Raw genomic sequence first — 18,278 nt, 5'->3', positions numbered from 1 at the left:
CGCTTATCCTTCAGAGATTGCGTTTTCTATCCAGTTGATATCTCGCCCATTATCATGAATGGCGATGACATCAAATCGATAATCGATATTGTGTTTTAAGCGCTTTTGTTGGCTAAGCCAAACTTGTGCGGTTTTGACTAGCTTGCGCATTTTAGCGTGCGTCACCATTTCTGCTGCCGAGCCAAAGTGATTGTTCTTACGGTATTTGACTTCAACAAACACAATAGTTTCACCTTGTTGGAAGATTAAATCAATCTCACCGACCTTAGTCAGAAAATTTTGTTCAATAAAGTTTAAGCCCTGGCGTTGTAAATATTGCTTCGCCAGAGCTTCATATTGATTTCCGATTTGGCGCTTGCTAAAGAGCCCCACGCTCAGCCCAGCTTAGCTCACGCTGTACAACACAATTATTGTCGATACTTAAAATACCGGTTTGGCCGCCAACTGAGTAGCCCGGAACGACCTTCATTTGTGGCAGCTCCCCAATCAATTTATACGCATCCATACCCAGTGCTTTCAAACGTTTTTCCATGTTAGATTGCTCTGACCACAACTCGTTCATTTCAGCGGTCACGCTAGGGTCTGGGTCAATCAGTAATGGGATATCGCTGTAGATGATGCCTGTTAGATCTTCGTAAGTCGCGCCGCCACTGTTGCTACGCGAGCTAGAGAAAATTTGAGGAGCTTTGGCGTCTGGGTTAATCGCTACCTCAATAAATGGCTTGATCAAAGTCAGTTCCGTGCTTCTAGCAACAATATAAACCGCATCGACATCACGACGGCTACGTGGCTGTGTTTCAAGCTTGATACGCATTAGTGATTGCATCTGAGCAATACGTTGTTTGCTTTCTTGCAGACCAAATACTTCATTGATGTCTTTTTGAAGTTGGCGCTTGTCGCCAAAATAACTTGCTGCGACTTTATTAGAGCTGTACTTGCGCCATTCTTTGTTGAACGCTTCAGTTACGCGCTCACCAAAGCTGCCCTTTGGTGCCAGGATCAGAGGGAAGTTATAGCCTTCGCTGAACAAGTGTTTCGCTGCTTGTGCGGCTTCTTGTTCTGGTGATAATGCCAAGTAGCAAATATTGCTATCTGGTTGCACATCTTCGGGAATATTTAGCGCAAGGGCTGGAATCGTAGGACCATTTTCTGAGCCATCCATGGTTGTGTGTAATAGCTCAACGTTTTCTTTTTCTAGGGGACCAACAACAAAGTCGATGTTTTCATTGATCAAACGTTGTTTAATTTGGTCGGCGTTATACGCATTAGTGTCTATTACCGTGAGGGTAGCGCTTGGATCACGGTTACGATCATTCATCATCGCAAACACAAAACCATCACGAATTAATTGCGCTTGTGGCGAGAATTTACCAGTAAGCGGCAGTAACAAAGCGGTGTTGTTTGGTTTAACGATGTCTAGAGAGAGAATGTTTTGAATCTCTTCTGGTGTGTAGATAGCGGCTGGGTGCGATGGGTTCTCGTTTAACCAGCGTTCTAGGGTATTTTTTAGTTGAGATAAGTTGCCCGACAACGTTTTCGCATAAATAGCGAGTTGTAGCCAACCATCCAAAACATCTTCATTTGGCTCTGTTTCTAATGAGGTCAGTTCGTACTCGGAATAGCTGCCAAAGTTCATCCAAATACGGCTAGAAATCTCTCTCTGCTCCGCGGACGATGCATATTGGCCAAATGCAACCAGTTGGCGGTTTGCCTCAAACGCTTGGTTAAGACCTTGATAAGCGTCGGCACGCATCAAGTAATAGTCTTTCCATTGCTCATTTGGCAACTTCCACCAAGGTTTAAAATTCAACAATTGCAGCAACTGAGAGTAATTACCCTGTTTTTGCTGTATGGTCGCACGCGCTAGTTGCCACTCTGCTTGCTGAACTTCGGTTAACTGTTGACGAGCCAGGCGCTTGATCAACATTTCTGCTTGATCAAACTGGTTTGCTTGAATCGCGGCTTTGGTTGCCATGATCAACCAGTCATTTTGTAAACTGCCTTCCGTGCTATCAGCTTGGATCATATAGTTCTGAACAGACTGAGTAGGCTCAAGTGTTACATCAACGCCATCAGGCTGTCTTGGACCTGAAGAACAGGCGGCGAGCGTAATTGCTAGTGCAACAGGAGTAAGTATGCGTGGTACACTGAGTCTCTTATGGTTAATCATTGCCGTGAGTTCTCTATAATTTTGTACAAAATTGTCTCTATATTAATCGTTGAAGTGATGGTAAACAAATGACAGATAAAAATAAGTTGCCGAATGAGGGGCCAACTCTCTATATCGTACCGACTCCAATCGGAAATTTAGCGGATATCACCCAACGTGCTATCGAAATTCTGTCGACTGTGGACATCATTGCCGCTGAGGATACTCGACATACGGGCAAATTACTGTCTCACTTCAATATTCAAACCAAAACTTTTGCTCTACACGACCACAATGAGCAGCAAAAAGCACAAGTTTTGGTAGAAAAGCTGCTTTCCGGTCAGTCTATCGCATTAGTTTCTGACGCTGGTACGCCACTTATCAGCGACCCAGGATACCATTTGGTGACAAAATGTCGTCAAGCGGGCGTTAGAGTTGTGCCTCTTCCAGGTGCTTGTGCGGTCATTACGGCGTTAAGTGCCTCTGGCTTGCCATCGGATCGCTTTAGCTTCGAAGGTTTTTTACCACCGAAAAGCAAAGGTCGTAAGGATAAATTCCTAGAGATTGCTTCGGTAGAGCGTACGTGTATTTTTTACGAGTCACCGCACCGTATTTTAGACTCTCTACAAGACATGTTAGACGTTCTTGGCCCAGATAGAGAAGTTGTGTTGGCAAGAGAGCTAACAAAAACCTTTGAAACCATTCAAGGCATGCCGTTAGGTGAGCTGATTGAATGGGTGAAAAGTGACGATAACCAACAGCGTGGTGAAATGGTATTGTTGGTACATGGCCATCGTGAAACAACAGACGACTCACTACCTGAAGATGCTTTACGCACGTTAGGGATTTTGACCAAAGAGCTGCCTTTGAAAAAAGCAGCTGCTTTGGTGGCAGAAATACATAACTTGAAGAAGAATGCGCTATATAAATGGGGCTTAGAAAACTTAGACTAAGTGCCGCTAGCGAGATAAATGGTCAATGAGGGCTGATGTGTAGGCATCGGCCTTTTTATTATCTATTTTTGGCGCTTTGACTAAAAAGTCATCACTTGGTGCATTCATTTCATCATATCTGTGATCTAACTAGACTCTGAAGTGAGAACTCTATACAATCCGCCCTCGGAGCTGACTGGGTAGTCGCTGCTTTGTTGATGTCCTTCGGGAGACTGACGTCGAAGTCCCTTTGGGAGACTGACGTTGACGTCCTTCGGGAGACTGACAAAGGGGAGGAAAGTCCGGGCTTCATAGAGCAAGGTGCCAGGTAACGCCTGGGGGGCGCAAGCCTACGACAAGTGCAGCAGAGAGAAGACCGCCGATGGCCCGTAAGGGTACAGGTAAGGGTGAAAGGGTGCGGTAAGAGCGCACCGGACGACTAGCAATAGTTCGTAGCAGGGTAAACTCCACCTGAAGCAAGACCAAATAGGCCTCCACATTGCGTTGCTCGCGTAAGGAGGCGGGTAGGTTGCTCGAGCCAGTGAGTGATTGCTGGCCTAGACGAATGGCTACCGCCGCGCAAGCGGAACAGAACCCGGCTTATGTGTCGGCTCCACCTATTCGAGACCCATCATTACTTTTAGTAGTGATGGGTTTTTTGCATTTAATTGACGCAAACTATGTCATTACCAATAAACTTGGCGTAAATCACGTCTAACTTTAGACTTGTGGTGGCGATGATGTAGGAAATCAGTACACTAAAGAATCGCTTCAAGATCATTCAACGAGAAAGCTATGACCGAAACCTTCCAACATATTTCCGTGTTATTAAATGAATCCATTGATGGCTTAGCTATCAAACCAGACGGCGTCTATATTGATGGAACATTTGGCCGTGGCGGTCACAGCCGGACAATTCTATCTAAACTCGGTGAAAATGGCCGACTGTACAGTATCGACCGTGACCCTCAAGCGATCGCTGAGGCAGGAAAAATCAATGACCCTCGCTTCACCATTATTCATGGTCCATTTTCTGGTATTGCTGAGTATGCTGAAGAGTATGGGCTAGTTGGAAAAGTGGATGGTGTTCTGCTGGATTTAGGCGTTTCTTCTCCTCAGTTAGACGACGCAGAGCGTGGCTTTAGCTTTATGAAAGACGGTCCGCTAGATATGCGTATGGACCCGACATCAGGTGTTCCAGTATCTCAATGGTTGATGGAAGCAGACCTCGATGATATCACTTGGGTCATTCGCGAGTTTGGGGAAGATAAACATGCGCGCCGTATTGCAAAAGCGATTGTTGCCTACCGTGAAGATGAAGAAAATGAGCCAATGGTTCGCACAGGTCAGCTGGCAAAATTGATTTCAGATGCCGCACCGAAAAGTTTTAAAGAGAAAAAACACCCTGCGACTCGTGCTTTCCAGGCTTTTCGTATTTACATCAACAGTGAGTTAGAAGAAATTGATACGGCACTTAAAGGCGCGGCGAGCATTCTGGCTCCTGAAGGCCGTTTATCTGTGATTAGCTTCCACTCTCTGGAAGATCGTATGGTCAAACGTTTTATCCGTAAAGAGAGCAAAGGGCCTGAAGTGCCACACGGTATTCCAATGACGGAAGAGCAAATTCGTGCTCTTGGTAGTGCGAATATGAAAGCGGTGAGCAAAGCGATTAAGCCAAGCAAACAAGAAATTGAAATGAACCCTCGTTCGCGCAGCTCTGTGTTAAGAATTGCAGAAAAGCTTTAATTATTATGACGAAATCCACTCCTAATCTTGCTAAGTTGATTGCAACGGATCTCCTCACCGTTGGTCGCTGGCCATTACTGTTGTTGCTATTGATCGTGGCATCGGCAATGGGAGTGGTATTTGCTACCCACCATGCGCGTCAAGCGATCACTGAGAAAGATCACACGTTGGTTGAACGAGAACGGTTAGATAGCGAATGGCGTAACTTAATGTTGGAAGAAACTGCCCTCGCGGAACACAGTCGTGTTCAAGACCTTGCCAAAAAAGAACTTGAAATGAAACGACCTGATGGCGATAAAGAAGTGGTTGTCACGCTCAAATGATTAGAAAAAAATCCAACACGAAACAAGCCAATAAGCGTAAACCTGTAGCAAAAGAGAAAGCGGCTACGGGGGATAAGAAAACCGATAACAAAGCAGTGAAAGTGGCGGTCGAAGAATCTTTCTTGATTCGTTGGCGCTTCCACCTATTACTGTTTTTTGTTTTTTGTGCATTTGCCCTTTTGGTGGCACGCGTAGCCTACATCCAAATCATTGAGCCAGATAACCTGATTAAACAAGGTGACCTACGTTCGGTTCGTGTTAAATCCATTCCTTCTGCTCGCGGTATTATTTCGGATCGAAATGGTGAGCCGCTTGCTGTCAGTGTGCCGGTTGAGGCGGTTTGGGCAGATCCTGCCACTATATTTAAAGAAAACGCGCTAAGCCAGACCAAAAGTTGGCATGCATTAGCGGATGTTCTTGGTATTGACCGACAAGGGTTAATAGACAAAATTAAGCGCAATGAAAAACGTCGCTTTATCTACTTGCAGCGCCAGGTCAGTCCGGCCATGGCGAACTATATTCGTGAGCTAAAGCTGCCAGGTGTTGGCCTTAAGTCGGAATCTCGTCGTTATTATCCTGCAGGTGAGGTTAGTGCTCACTTAGTCGGTGTAACAGGCATTGACGGGCATGGCCTAGAAGGTGTGGAGCGTAGCTACGATGAGTGGCTCACTGGCGCGGCGGGTAAGAAAACTATTCGTAAAGATCGCTATGGTCGTGTTGTGGAAAACATTGCTTGGCAAGACAAGCAAGAAGGTAAATCACTTCAGTTAACCATCGATCAGCGCCTACAGGCGATTGCGTATCGTGCGATTAAGCAAGCCGTTGCGGACCACCGCGCCACTTCAGGTTCCGTTGTCATGTTGGATGTAAAAACGGGCGCCGTATTGGCCATGGTTAATGCTCCTTCTTACAACCCTAACAATCGTAGCGATTGGCAAAGCTATCAAATGCGTAACCGAGTGATCACGGACTCAATGGAGCCCGGTTCGACCATTAAGCCTTTCGTTATTTTAGCCGCCTTAGAAAATGGGATAGCCGATAAAGATACCATCGTAGATACCGGTAATGGTGTCCTACGTTTAGGTGGTAGTCGAGTCAGAGATGTCTCTCGCGTAGGTAAAGCGAGCTTGACCACGATCCTTAAAAAGTCGAGTAATATCGGTGTGACGAAGCTAGCAATGCAAATGCCGGTAGAGGCGCTTCTTGGGCTGTACAGTTCAGTGGGTTTTGGTGAGCTTTCTGGCCTAAACCTAGTTGGGGAAGTGACGGGTATTTTTCCTACACGAACTCGTTGGTCGCCAATTGAGCGCGCCACGATTGCGTTTGGTTATGGTCTATCAATTACACCAATCCAGCTAGCCCATGCTTATGCGACGCTTGGAAACCTTGGCAAATACGAGCCTATTCATATTATCGAAAGCAATGATCATGACATGTCACGCCAAGTGGTGAGTGCGAAGTATGCGCGTCAAGTATTAGACATGTTGGAAACCGTAACTCAAAAAGGGGGCTCGGCTCGCAGAGCGGCAGTTCCTGGTTATCGAGTAGGAGCGAAAACGGGTACATCACGTAAAGCTTCTGCCGGTGGGTACAGCGACGAGTACATCACCTACACGGCTGGGCTTGCTCCGGTTAGCGATCCGCGAATTGCTTTAGTAGTGATCGTAAACGAGCCTCAAGGCGATGACTACTATGGTGGTTCGGTAGCGTCTCCTGTCTTCTCTGAAATCATGAAAGGCGCGCTACAAATACTCAATGTTGCACCTGACGAAAACAAATTCCAACAGTAAGCCCTGTGGTTTACTGAGCAAACAAAATTAAGAAAACCTGAGCCAAAGCTCGGAGAACAAATATGACTAAAGCCATCAGTATGGACGTGCTGCTTTCCCCTTGGGTGGATTGCCCTAGCTTATCGTCCGTTCTTGTTTCTGAATTGGAGCTCGACAGCCGAAGAGTTCAACCTGGAACCACGTTTGTAGCAGTGATTGGCCATGTTGTGGATGGGCGTAAATTCATTGCCTCTGCAATTGAGCAAGGTGCAAATGCAGCCCTGGCGCAAGCCTGCGATGTCAAAACACATGGTACGGTGGAAATCATTGATGATGTTCCCGTCATTTACATTGATAGGTTGGACCAACGTTTATCCGCAATTGCTGGAAAGCTTTATGCTTACCCTGATATGGATTTGATTGGTGTCACCGGCACCAACGGCAAAACCACCATTACCCAGTTAATAGCGCAATGGCTAGAACTGCTTGACCATAAAGCGGCGGTAATGGGAACAACAGGAAATGGCTTCCTCAATAACTTGCAACAAGCTGCGAATACAACGGGGAATGCCGTTGAAATTCAGAAAACGCTTTCCTCTCTCGCAAATCAACAAGCCACATACACCGCGCTAGAAGTATCTTCCCATGGCCTGACGCAAGGTCGTGTCAAAGCATTATCATTTGCGGCGGGCGTGTTTACTAACTTAAGTCGTGACCATCTTGATTACCATGGCACGATGGAAGAGTATGCCAATGCAAAGCTTGGGTTGTTCACGCAACACCAATGTGAACGTGCCATTATCAATGTTGATGATGAAGTAGGTCATCAATGGGCGTCGCAGTTAAGTAATGCGGTCGCTGTTTCGCTCAAACCGAACACTGAATTTGAAAGCGCAATTTGGGCGACGGAAGTCAGTTACGCGGAGTCAGGGATTACTATTAAGTTCCATGGTAAGTTTGGCTCAGGTGAATTGCGCGCGCCATTGATTGGTGAGTTTAATGCAACCAACTTAATGCTCGCTTTTGCGACCTTATTAAGCTTAGGTAAAGAGAAACAAGCGTTACTCGAAACCGCAGGTCAACTGCAACCTGTACTCGGCCGAATGGAGTTATTCCAAACTGAGGATCGTGCCAAAGTCGTGGTCGATTATGCCCATACTCCTGATGCTTTAGAAAAAGCGCTGCAAGCTTTACGAGTTCATTGTGAAGGCCAGCTGTGGGCTATTTTTGGCTGCGGTGGTGATCGCGATGCAGGTAAGCGCCCGATGATGGCGGAAATTGCAGAGCGACTAGGTGATAGAGTGGTGTTGACTGACGATAACCCACGCAGCGAAGATCCGGTTCAGATTGTGAAAGATATGTTAGCTGGGCTGTCAAAACCTGCTGAAGCGATTGTTCAGCATGACCGCTTCAAAGCGCTGTCTTATGCCATTGAAAGTGCTTCGCCAAACGACATTATCTTGTTAGCTGGAAAGGGCCATGAAGATTATCAGATTCGTAATGGCGAAACGATTCATTACTCCGACCGCGAGTCCGCAATGCAACTTTTAGGATTGACCTCATGATCAAAGTAACGTTATCTCAAATTGCAGACATCACTCGTGGTGAGCGATTCGGCGACGAGCTACTTATCGACGCGGTTTCTACTGATACACGAACGATTGAGCGTGGGGCTTTATTCGTCGCGTTAGTTGGGGAGCGCTTTGATGCGCACAACTTTTGCCAACAAGCGGTAGATGCAGGTGCCGGTGCTTTACTCGTAGAAAAACGCTTAGATGTGAATGTGCCGCAAATTGTGGTGTCGGATACCAAACTTGCATTGGGTGAGTTTGCTTCTTGGGTGCATCAAGCATGCAAAACACCTACCGTTGCCATCACCGGAAGTTGCGGTAAAACGACCGTAAAAGAAATGGTTGCGAGTATCCTGCAATTGAAAGGCAAAGTGTTATTCACGGCGGGTAACTTCAATAATGATATTGGTGTTCCGTTGACATTATTGCGCTCACAGCAGGATGATGATTATGCCGTGATTGAGCTTGGTGCTAATCATATAGGTGAAATTGCTTACACGACTCAGTTAGTAAAACCAGATATCGCGTTAGTGAACAATGTAGCCGCCGCTCACCTTGAAGGCTTTGGTTCTATCGATGGCGTGAAACAAGCCAAAGGTGAAATCTACCAAGGCCTTTCAGCTGGTGGTATTGCGATTGTTAACCTAGACAGCAATGGTGAAGCCAAGTGGGATGAAGTGTTAGCAGATAAGAAAGTCATTACTTTTTCACAAAGTAATACTGATGCAGACTTCTTCGCTTCTAACATCGTATTGAACGCCGCAGGTGAAGCAAGCTTTGACTTACATATCGCAGCAAGCTCACAAGAAATTGAACTGTCTCTGGGTATTATAGGTCAACACAACGTTGCGAATGCGATCGCTGCTTCTATTATTGCGTTACAAATGGGCGCCACATCAGAAGAGGTTCGTGCTGGCCTTAAACATTTGAACAAAGTGAAAGGTCGCGTCGAGGTTGAAGCGCTGAGCGAAAAGATAAAATTGATTGACGACAGCTACAACGCGAGCGTGCCAGCCATGAAAGCGGCAGTTGATTTATTGGCCGCTTTCCCAGGTCAACGTTGGCTGATTTTAGGTAATATGGCGGAATTGGGCGAGGAAAGTCTTGCACTTCATCGTCAAGTCGGGGAACATGCTGCCCCACAAAAATTTGAACATGTTCTCACATATGGTGCAGACGCCAAGGTGATCAGTGATCTTTGCCAAGGCATTCATTTTGAGACGCACCAAGAGATGATTGAATACATCAAGCAGCATCTAGACCAAGCCGTTCCTGAAAGCCATACGATGTTGGTGAAAGGAGCGAACGGTGCACGTATGTTTGAAGTCGCTGCTGCTTTGAAGGAGTATTATTAATGATTATTTGGCTTGCCGAGCTGCTACAGCCATACCTGTCTTTTTTCCGATTGTTTGAATACTTGTCTTTTCGAGCAATCCTAAGCGTATTAACCGCTCTAGGTCTGTCATTATGGATGGGACCAATCATGATCAAGCGTTTGCAAATGCTGCAAATTGGTCAGGTAGTGCGTAACGAAGGTCCTGAATCTCACTTTAGTAAGCGTGGTACCCCAACAATGGGCGGTATCATGATCTTAGCGGCCATCTCAATCACGATTTTGCTATGGACAGACTTATCCAACCCTTACGTATGGGCGGTACTGACAGTCTTACTTGGCTACGGTGCGGTCGGATTTGTTGATGATTATCGTAAAGTGGTGCGAAAAAATACCGATGGCTTGATCGCGCGTTGGAAGTACTTCTGGCAGTCGTTGATCGCGTTTGTCGTCGCTTTCGCATTGTATGCTTACGGTAAAGACACAGCAGCAACTCAGCTAGTGGTGCCATTCTTTAAAGACATCATGCCGCAGCTTGGTTTGATGTATATCATTCTGACTTACTTTGTCATTGTAGGTACAAGTAACGCGGTCAACCTGACTGATGGTCTAGACGGTTTGGCAATCATGCCAACGGTTCTTGTTGCAGCAGGCTTCGCGGTTATTGCATGGGCGACCGGTAACGTTAACTTCTCTGAATACCTTCATATACCATACTTACCACATGCTTCTGAGTTAGTTGTCGTATGTACAGCAATCGTAGGTGCAGGCCTTGGTTTCTTGTGGTTTAACACGTACCCAGCACAAGTGTTCATGGGCGATGTGGGCTCACTAGCGCTTGGCGGTGCATTGGGCACCATTGCTGTTCTAGTTCGTCAAGAGTTGGTGTTGGTGATCATGGGTGGCGTATTTGTAATGGAAACGCTATCAGTCATCCTGCAGGTAGGTTCTTACAAATTACGTGGTCAGCGCATTTTCCGTATGGCACCAATTCACCACCACTACGAATTGAAAGGTTGGCCAGAACCTCGCGTAATCGTGCGCTTCTGGATTATTTCTATGGTTCTTGTTCTGATTGGTCTTGCGACATTGAAAGTGCGTTAATCGCGCTTTCCAAGAACAAGATTTACAGTGTGATCAAATATGGAACGTTGGCAAAACATACATAGTGTTGTCGTCGTAGGGCTCGGTATTACCGGGCTCTCTGTCGTTAAACACCTAAGAAAAAATCAGCCACAACTTGTGGTCAAAGTCATTGATACTCGTGTAAACCCTCCCGGTGCAGAGCGCTTGCCGGAAAGTGTTCAACTGCATAGTGGTGGTTGGAATACAGACTGGCTTTCTGACGCGGATCTTATCGTGACCAACCCTGGTATTGCGCTAGCGACACCAGAGATCCAAGCCGTATTAGCAAAAGGTACGGCAGTAGTAGGTGATATCGAGTTATTCGCTTGGGCGGTGCAGAAACCGGTGATTGCGATTACGGGCTCAAACGGTAAGAGCACAGTAACCGACCTCACAGGTGTGATGGCTAAGGCTGCAGGTTTGGATGTTGGCGTTGGTGGTAACATCGGTGTGCCTGCACTGGATTTGTTAGAACAAGACGCAGACCTATATGTACTCGAACTCTCGAGCTTCCAGTTAGAAACGACGTCAAGCTTAAAGCTCAAAGCCGCTGCGTTTCTGAATCTTTCTGAAGATCATATGGATCGTTATCAAGGCATGTCTGACTATCGACAAGCTAAGTTGCGTATTTTTAACCATGCTGCTCTTGCAGTCGTGAACCGTGATGATCAAGAAACCTTCCCAGACGCAGAGATGCCATTGGTGACATTTGGCAGCGACAATCAGGACTTTGGTCTCGAGGTGGATGGCAACCGTACTTGGCTGCTCGATCACGGTCAACGAGTTGTCGCAAGTGATGAGCTTAAGTTGGTTGGTAAGCACAACTTATCTAACGCTCTGGTTGCTTTAGCGCTATTAAAAGCGGCGGACGTAAACTATCACAAAGCATTGAATGCACTTAAAAATTACACGGGACTGACACACCGATGCCAGGTGGTTGCGGATAATCAAGGCGTCAAATGGGTGAATGACTCTAAAGCAACTAATATTGCCAGCACTATGGCTGCGCTATCTGGTTTGGAATCGACAGGCAAGCTCTACTTACTCGTTGGTGGTGTTGGCAAAGGTGCTGACTTCTCGCCATTAAAACCGATCTTCGCGACGCTTAACTTGCAACTGTGTTGCTTTGGCGCTGATGGCGATGAATTTATGCCACTGCATGAATCTGCAATACGTTTCGACACTATGGAAGATGTGATTCAACAAGTATCTTCGCAGTTAAAACCAGGTGATATGGTGATGCTGTCTCCTGCATGTGCTAGCTTTGATCAATTCGACAACTTTATGGCAAGAGGTGATGCTTTCGCTGCTCTTGCTCAGAAATATGCATAATTAAAGGTTACACACTTCGTGGGTTTAGGTAACGTTAAACGCAGTATTGGCAATTGGCTCAAGCATCCAGCCCCAGAGGCGATGTTTGATCGTCAGTTAGTGTGGATTGCACTGGGTTTGATGTTGACTGGTTTGGTCATGGTAACCTCTGCATCATTTCCAATCAGCTCTCGATTAACGGAACAGCCGTTCCACTTTATGTTTCGTCATGCGACGTTTCTCGTGCTGGCGTTAGGGACCTCCGCTGTTATTTTGCAAGTGCCTTTGCAAGAGTGGTTTAAGAAGAGCCATTACTTACTTTGGGCTTCTTTCGCACTGTTGATCATCGTGCTCTTGGCGGGTAAGTCGGTTAATGGTGCGTCTCGTTGGATTCCCCTCGGGCTGTTTAACCTTCAGCCAGCGGAGGTCGCGAAGCTATCGCTGTTTATCTTCATGTCTGGTTACTTAGTTCGAAAGCAAGACGAAGTACGACAAACGTTCTTTGGTGGCTTTATGAAGCCAATCATGGTGTTTGCCTTCTTCGCAGTATTACTACTTGGTCAGCCAGACTTGGGGACGGTGGTCGTGATGCTGGTCACGCTGTTTGGCATGCTTTTTATCGCAGGTGCAAAACTAACCCAGTTTCTCGCCTTGATGGTGGCAGGTATCGGCGCTGTGGTAGGTTTGATTCTCGTCGAGCCATACCGTATGCGACGAGTAACCTCCTTCCTTGACCCGTGGGAAGACCCATTTGGCAGTGGCTATCAGTTGACTCAGTCTTTGATGGCGTTTGGTCGTGGTGAATGGTTCGGTCAAGGTCTCGGTAATTCAATTCAAAAACTGGAATATCTACCGGAAGCGCATACCGACTTTGTGTTTGCCGTACTTGCTGAAGAGCTTGGTTTCGTAGGCGTAGTGCTGGTCTTAATGCTGATTTTTAGCTTGGTGCTAAAAGCGGTTTACATCGGCAAGCGTGCATTTGAAGAAGGCGAAATGTTCGGAGGTTATCTGGCTTTCGGAATTGGTATTTGGTTTGCGTTTCAAACCTTGGTTAATGTTGGAGCTGCCGCCGGTATTGTTCCAACAAAAGGTTTAACACTTCCACTCATCAGTTATGGTGGTTCTAGTCTAATAATTATGTCCGTCGCAGTGTCCATATTACTGCGTATCGATTACGAATGCCGCTTGAAACGCGAGCAACAACAATCAGAACAACAAACTAATGAAACAAAATAAACGTTTGATGGTGATGGCTGGTGGTACTGGCGGTCACGTATTCCCAGGTTTGGCGGTAGCAAAACAGCTTCAAGAGCAAGGTTGGGAGATCCGTTGGTTAGGTACGGCGGATCGAATGGAAGCGGATTTGGTGCCAAAACATGGCATTGAAATCGACTTTATCAAAGTGAAAGGGTTACGAGGTCAAGGCGTTAAACGTCTTCTTGCAGCACCATTTCAAATTATCAATGCCATTATGCAGGCTCGTGCTCACATGAAACGCTGGCAGCCAGACGCAGTGCTTGGTATGGGCGGTTATGTTAGCGGCCCGGGCGGTATTGCCGCTTGGATGAGTGGTATTCCTGTTGTTCTGCATGAACAAAATGCAGTAGCAGGTTTAACGAACCAATGGTTATCGAAAATCGCTAAGAAGGTTTTTCAGGCTTTCCCAGGCGCTTTTCCAAATGCCGAAGTGGTTGGGAACCCAGTTCGTGAGGACGTGACTCAATTAGCAGCGCCAATTGAGCGCATGCAAGAGCGCCAAGGTCCAATTCGCATTTTGGTTATGGGTGGCAGCCAAGGCGCACGTATTCTTAACCAAACTCTGCCAGACGTGATGTCGAAATTGGGCGAAGATTACTGTATTCGTCATCAAGCGGGCAAAGGTGCCGCCGAAGAAGTGAATGCAGCATACCAAGCTAATGGTGTGGTAAATGCAGAAGTAATGGAATTCATTGATGACGTTGCAGAAGCTTACGCATGGGCTGACCTTTTAGTTTGTCGCTCTGGAGCGTTAACCGTTTCTGAAGTCTCGGCGGCAGGTGTAGGCGCTATTTTTGTTCCATTCATGCACAAAGACCGCCAGCAAGCACTTAATGCAGACCACTTGGTGGATTGCGGCGCGGCGAAAATGATTGAACAACCAGATTTAACCGTTGAGTCTCTGACTCAGCAGATCCAACAATTGGATCGCCAAGCTTTACTTACAATGGCTGAGCAAGCGCGTGGCGCTGCAAAATTGAATGCTGACCGAGTTGTCGCACAAGCCATTGTCGCTTTGACCGAAAAGCGTTAACCGAATTATTGAGAATAGAATTGATGACAATCCAACATACACAAGACTTAGCTCAGATTCGCGCAATGGTGCCAGAGATGCGCCGCGTGAAATCCATCCACTTCATCGGTATTGGTGGTGCGGGCATGAGCGGCATTGCAGAAGTGCTGTTGAACGAAGGCTACCAAATCACAGGTTCTGATCTATCAGAGAACGCTGTGACAGAGCGTTTGGTATCAAAAGGTGCGACGGTATTTATTGGTCATCAAGCCAGTAATGTAGAAAAAGCCAGTGTGGTTGTTGTGTCAACGGCGATCAACGAAGAAAACCCAGAAGTGATGGCGGCACGTGAATTACGCATCCCTATTGTACGCCGCGCAGAGATGTTGGCTGAATTGATGCGATTCCGTCACGGTATTGCCGTTGCGGGTACACACGGTAAAACCACGACGACCGCTCTTGTTACTCAAATCTATTCTGAAGCCGGTCTTGATCCAACGTTTGTGAATGGCGGTTTGGTGAAAAGCGCAGGTACAAATGCGCGTCTAGGCTCGAGTCGTATTCTAATTGCAGAGGCAGATGAAAGTGACGCGTCATTCCTGCATTTGCAACCAATGGTGAGCATTGTTACCAATATCGAAGCCGATCATATGGATACCTATGGTGGTGACTTTGAAACCTTAAAGCAAACCTTCATCGATTTCCTTCATAATCTACCGTTTTACGGCCAAGCAATTGTTTGCATTGATGATCCTGTGGTTCGAGAGTTAATCCCACGTATTAGTCGTCAAGTGATAACTTACGGTTTTTCTGAAGATGCCGACGTACGTATTGAAGATTATCGTCAAGAGGGGCAGCAAGGCAAATTTACGGTAGTACGTAAAGGGCGAGCTAACTTAGATATCACGCTGAATATTCCAGGTCGTCACAATGCATTGAATGCGTCTGCTGCGATTGCGGTTGCTACTGAAGATGACATTGAAGACGATGCGATCCTAAAGGCAATGGCTGGTACGCAAGGTACGGGAAGACGTTTTGATCACCTTGGCGAGTTTGATACTGGCAACGGCCATGCAATGCTTGTTGATGATTACGGCCATCATCCAACAGAAGTGGATGTAACCATTAATGCAGCACGCAGTGGTTGGCAAGACAAGCGTTTGGTGATGATTTTCCAACCGCACCGTTATAGCCGTACTCGTGATTTATACGATGATTTCGCGAATGTGCTTGAACAGGTGGATGTATTGATCATGCTGGATGTTTACGCAGCGGGTGAAAAGCCGATTGCAGGTGCTGATGGGCGCGCTTTATGTCGCACAATTCGCAGCCGAGGCAAGGTAGACCCGATTTTTGTTCCAGAAATCGAGCAATTACCTTCAGTTTTAGCTAACGTTATACAAGACGGCGACCTAATCTTAACGCAAGGTGCGGGTGATATTGGTAAAGTGGCGAAACAGCTGGCAGGTCTTAAATTGAATATAAACAAGATGCTTGGCTGACACATATTGTTGATGCGAAGGACAGATAAAGACTCAGATCTCGATTTTGCGTCAATATCATTGTGATTTATTGCTATCAGTGTTTGATAGTTTACAAGAGCTCAGTATAATCCCAAGGTTAAAGTCAAGACTTTTACCTCTGCGTAATTATATGGGTAAAAAGTACACGACAAAAGTCAGGAAACGAAGACGTTGTTGAATATTGCACTGAATGACGAGCGACCAAATACGGGTAACAACCCTGGTCGCCAAGAAAAAATCTTGGGTGCGTTATTTTTCGTTGTGGTTGTGACTTTAATTAGTTCTGTTTTGTACGCGGCGATCAGTTGGATGTGGGATGACCAAAGGTTACCTCTCTCCAAAATAGTACTTCAGGGGAAACTGGAGTATGTCCAAGCTGACGATGTGCAGGCTGCATTTAGTCGAATCGATCACATCGGTACATTTATGTCCCAGGATATTGATGTATTACAGCAAAGTGTCGAAGCTCTGCCATGGGTAGCGCATGCCGCAATCCGAAAGCAGTGGCCGGATACAGTAAAAGTTTTTTTGACGGAGCATCAACCAGAAGCCATTTGGAATGGCAACGAACTGTTAGATAAAAACGGGTTCGTTTTTGATGGAGATGTTGCTCTGTTGCAAGAAGAAAAAGTGAAGCTGTACGGACCCAAAGATAGCGGACCGGAAGTCTTACAGACTTACCGTGATTTGAGTCCTAAGTTTCAGCAATTGGGTTTAGCGATATCGTCTCTGGTATTAAACGAGCGACGAGCTTGGCAAATCATCCTTGATAACGGTATTCGATTAGAGCTCGGTAAAGAGTCTCTTCTTGAGCGTATAGAGCGCTTTTTTAAGCTCTATAACAAGCTTGGCAGTGACACGCAAAGAATCAGTTATATCGATCTTAGGTACGATACAGGAGCCGCAGTTGGTTGGTTTCCTGAACAAGAGTTAGAAGAGAGTACAGATGACTAAGGCCGCTGATGACAACATTATTGTTGGTCTTGATATAGGCACTGCAACCGTATCGGCTCTAGTGGGTGAGGTTTTACCAGACGGTCAAATTAATATTATTGGCGCAGGTAGTAGCCCCTCACGCGGCATGGATAAAGGTGGCGTGAATGATTTGGAGTCGGTTGTAAAATCAGTACAACGTGCAATTGATCAAGCTGAATTAATGGCAGAGTGCCAGATCAGCCGAGTCTTCATTTCGTTGTCTGGTAAGCATATCGCAAGCCGAATTGAAAAAGGTATGGGCACGATTTCTGATGAAGAGGTGTCTCAAGAAGACATGGATCGCGCTATCCATACCGCAAAATCGATTAAAATCGGTGATGAACAGCGAATTCTTCATGTGATCCCGCAAGAGTTCACCATTGATTACCAAGAAGGAATCAAAAATCCGCTTGGTTTATCTGGGGTAAGAATGGAAGTGAGTGTCCACCTTATCTCATGCCATAATGACATGGCACGCAACATTATTAAGGCGGTAGAACGCTGCGGCCTTAAAGTAGAACAACTCGTATTTTCTGGGCTTGCTGCTAGTAATGCAGTAATCACCGAGGATGAAAGAGAGCTTGGAGTTTGTGTGGTTGATATTGGCGCCGGCACGATGGATGTGGCCATCTGGACTGGCGGTGCGTTACGTCACACAGAAGTATTTTCGTACGCAGGAAATGCTGTAACCAGTGATATTGCTTTTGCTTTTGGCACGCCAGTGAGCGATGCTGAAGAAATAAAAGTCAAATATGGCTGTGCTTTGAGTGAACTGGTCAGTAAGGATGACACGGTTAATGTACCAAGCGTAGGTGGACGACCATCACGTAGCCTGCAACGTCAAACGTTGTCAGAAGTGATTGAGCCACGCTACTCTGAGCTTATGGGACTGGTTAACCAAACTATCGACTCTGTACAAGCAAAATTGCGCGAAGAGGGTATCAAGCACCATCTGGCTGCGGGAGTTGTACTCACCGGCGGTGCTGCGCAAATGGACGGAGTGGTAGAATGTGCGGAACGCGTATTCCGCAATCAAGTAAGGGTCGGCAAACCGCTCGAAGTCAGCGGATTAACTGACTATGTAAAAGAGCCGTACCATTCTACGGCAGTTGGATTACTTCATTACGCAAGAGACATGCAGTCTAGCGACGATAGCGATTATAATGAACCTAAACGCTCATCTGTAACTGGCTTTTTCGATAAATTGCGTAACTGGATACAAAAAGAGTTTTAACCTGAGTTGCAGGATAAA

The 18,278-nt window shown here is 46.3% G+C and carries 15 protein-coding genes and 1 other RNA gene; 14 read left to right on the top strand and 2 right to left on the bottom strand.

Features of this window, described 5'->3' with window-relative positions; genetic code table 11:
* Positions 1-3: 3 nt before the first annotated feature.
* Positions 4-372, bottom strand: coding sequence for a YraN family protein (locus R7E38_RS10375; protein WP_005372903.1), 369 nt, complete (start codon positions 370-372; stop codon positions 4-6).
* Complete coding sequence (locus R7E38_RS10370) at positions 359-2,170, bottom strand: penicillin-binding protein activator (RefSeq protein ID WP_005372905.1); 1,812 nt, start codon at positions 2,168-2,170, stop codon at positions 359-361. The genes R7E38_RS10375 and R7E38_RS10370 overlap by 14 nt, the downstream gene beginning before the upstream one ends.
* A 68-nt stretch (positions 2,171-2,238) precedes the next feature.
* On the opposite strand from R7E38_RS10370, the gene rsmI reads away from it, so the two are divergent.
* The 14 genes from rsmI to ftsA all read left to right on the top strand — a co-directional run bounded on the left by rsmI (position 2,239) and on the right by ftsA (position 18,260).
* Entirely contained in the window at positions 2,239-3,102 is an 864-nt protein-coding gene (rsmI, locus tag R7E38_RS10365; RefSeq protein ID WP_005372907.1) for a 16S rRNA (cytidine(1402)-2'-O)-methyltransferase, read from the top strand.
* Positions 3,103-3,269: 167 nt separating this feature from the next.
* Positions 3,270-3,700: RNase P RNA component class A (gene rnpB / locus R7E38_RS10360), an RNA gene on the top strand.
* A 176-nt stretch (positions 3,701-3,876) separates the two neighbouring features.
* Positions 3,877-4,827 (top strand): 16S rRNA (cytosine(1402)-N(4))-methyltransferase RsmH, encoded by a 951-nt coding sequence (gene rsmH, locus R7E38_RS10355; protein WP_005372918.1) that lies wholly within the window; start codon positions 3,877-3,879, stop codon positions 4,825-4,827.
* A 5-nt stretch (positions 4,828-4,832) separates the two neighbouring features.
* Positions 4,833-5,150 (top strand): cell division protein FtsL, encoded by a 318-nt coding sequence (gene ftsL / locus R7E38_RS10350; RefSeq protein ID WP_005372920.1) that lies wholly within the window; start codon positions 4,833-4,835, stop codon positions 5,148-5,150.
* Complete coding sequence (locus R7E38_RS10345; RefSeq protein ID WP_086046525.1) at positions 5,147-6,940, top strand: penicillin-binding transpeptidase domain-containing protein; 1,794 nt, start codon at positions 5,147-5,149, stop codon at positions 6,938-6,940. The genes ftsL and R7E38_RS10345 overlap by 4 nt, the downstream gene beginning before the upstream one ends.
* 62 nt (positions 6,941-7,002) lie before the next feature.
* Positions 7,003-8,484, top strand: a complete 1,482-nt coding sequence (murE, locus tag R7E38_RS10340) for a UDP-N-acetylmuramoyl-L-alanyl-D-glutamate--2,6-diaminopimelate ligase (protein WP_226083810.1) — start codon at positions 7,003-7,005, stop codon at positions 8,482-8,484.
* The gene (locus tag R7E38_RS10335; RefSeq protein ID WP_170890662.1) at positions 8,481-9,845 is read left to right on the top strand and encodes a UDP-N-acetylmuramoyl-tripeptide--D-alanyl-D-alanine ligase; all 1,365 of its coding nucleotides are present in this window, start codon (positions 8,481-8,483) and stop codon (positions 9,843-9,845) included. Before murE ends, R7E38_RS10335 begins: the two co-directional genes overlap by 4 nt.
* Positions 9,845-10,927: a phospho-N-acetylmuramoyl-pentapeptide-transferase gene (mraY, locus tag R7E38_RS10330; protein WP_005372931.1), complete on the top strand. Its 1,083-nt coding sequence runs from the start codon at positions 9,845-9,847 to the stop codon at positions 10,925-10,927. Before R7E38_RS10335 ends, mraY begins: the two co-directional genes overlap by 1 nt.
* A gap of 39 nt (positions 10,928-10,966) precedes the next feature.
* Positions 10,967-12,280 (top strand): UDP-N-acetylmuramoyl-L-alanine--D-glutamate ligase, encoded by a 1,314-nt coding sequence (gene murD, locus R7E38_RS10325; protein WP_017821485.1) that lies wholly within the window; start codon positions 10,967-10,969, stop codon positions 12,278-12,280.
* An 18-nt stretch (positions 12,281-12,298) separates the two neighbouring features.
* Positions 12,299-13,495 carry a cell division protein FtsW gene (gene ftsW, locus R7E38_RS10320; RefSeq protein WP_005396444.1) on the top strand — a complete coding sequence of 399 codons (1,197 nt, stop codon included), beginning with the start codon at positions 12,299-12,301 and terminating at the stop codon, positions 13,493-13,495.
* Entirely contained in the window at positions 13,482-14,549 is a 1,068-nt protein-coding gene (gene murG / locus R7E38_RS10315; RefSeq protein WP_025768408.1) for an undecaprenyldiphospho-muramoylpentapeptide beta-N-acetylglucosaminyltransferase, read from the top strand. The genes ftsW and murG overlap by 14 nt, the downstream gene beginning before the upstream one ends.
* Before the next feature lie 23 nt (positions 14,550-14,572).
* Positions 14,573-16,030, top strand: a complete 1,458-nt coding sequence (murC, locus tag R7E38_RS10310; protein WP_005387395.1) for a UDP-N-acetylmuramate--L-alanine ligase — start codon at positions 14,573-14,575, stop codon at positions 16,028-16,030.
* Positions 16,031-16,222: 192 nt separating this feature from the next.
* Positions 16,223-17,005, top strand: a complete 783-nt coding sequence (locus tag R7E38_RS10305; protein ID WP_025768409.1) for a cell division protein FtsQ/DivIB — start codon at positions 16,223-16,225, stop codon at positions 17,003-17,005.
* On the top strand, positions 16,998-18,260 hold the full coding sequence (ftsA, locus tag R7E38_RS10300; RefSeq protein ID WP_005372946.1) for a cell division protein FtsA: 1,263 nt from the start codon (positions 16,998-17,000) through the stop codon (positions 18,258-18,260). Before R7E38_RS10305 ends, ftsA begins: the two co-directional genes overlap by 8 nt.
* Positions 18,261-18,278 lie beyond the last annotated feature (18 nt).

Origin of the sequence: Vibrio sp. Vb2131, from assembly GCF_033338535.1 — a bacterium.
Lineage (GTDB): Bacteria > Pseudomonadota > Gammaproteobacteria > Enterobacterales > Vibrionaceae > Vibrio > Vibrio alginolyticus.
Note: the sequence above shows the minus strand (reverse complement) of the source record. Positions and strands in the feature narration are given on the sequence as shown.

Excerpts from the sequence above, each read along its gene's own strand:
- mraY (WP_005372931.1), top strand. The coding sequence starts at position 9,845 with ATGATTATTTGGCTTGCCGAGCTGCTACAGCCATACCTGTCTTTTTTC.
- ftsA (WP_005372946.1), top strand. The coding sequence starts at position 16,998 with ATGACTAAGGCCGCTGATGACAACATTATTGTTGGTCTTGATATAGGC.
- R7E38_RS10335 (WP_170890662.1), top strand. The coding sequence starts at position 8,481 with ATGATCAAAGTAACGTTATCTCAAATTGCAGACATCACTCGTGGTGAG.
- R7E38_RS10345 (WP_086046525.1), top strand. The coding sequence starts at position 5,147 with ATGATTAGAAAAAAATCCAACACGAAACAAGCCAATAAGCGTAAACCT.
- ftsL (WP_005372920.1), top strand. The coding sequence starts at position 4,833 with ATGACGAAATCCACTCCTAATCTTGCTAAGTTGATTGCAACGGATCTC.
- R7E38_RS10370 (WP_005372905.1), bottom strand. The coding sequence starts at position 2,170 with ATGATTAACCATAAGAGACTCAGTGTACCACGCATACTTACTCCTGTT.
- murD (WP_017821485.1), top strand. The coding sequence starts at position 10,967 with ATGGAACGTTGGCAAAACATACATAGTGTTGTCGTCGTAGGGCTCGGT.
- murE (WP_226083810.1), top strand. The coding sequence starts at position 7,003 with ATGACTAAAGCCATCAGTATGGACGTGCTGCTTTCCCCTTGGGTGGAT.
- murG (WP_025768408.1), top strand. The coding sequence starts at position 13,482 with ATGAAACAAAATAAACGTTTGATGGTGATGGCTGGTGGTACTGGCGGT.
- rsmH (WP_005372918.1), top strand. The coding sequence starts at position 3,877 with ATGACCGAAACCTTCCAACATATTTCCGTGTTATTAAATGAATCCATT.
- murC (WP_005387395.1), top strand. The coding sequence starts at position 14,573 with ATGACAATCCAACATACACAAGACTTAGCTCAGATTCGCGCAATGGTG.
- rsmI (WP_005372907.1), top strand. The coding sequence starts at position 2,239 with ATGACAGATAAAAATAAGTTGCCGAATGAGGGGCCAACTCTCTATATC.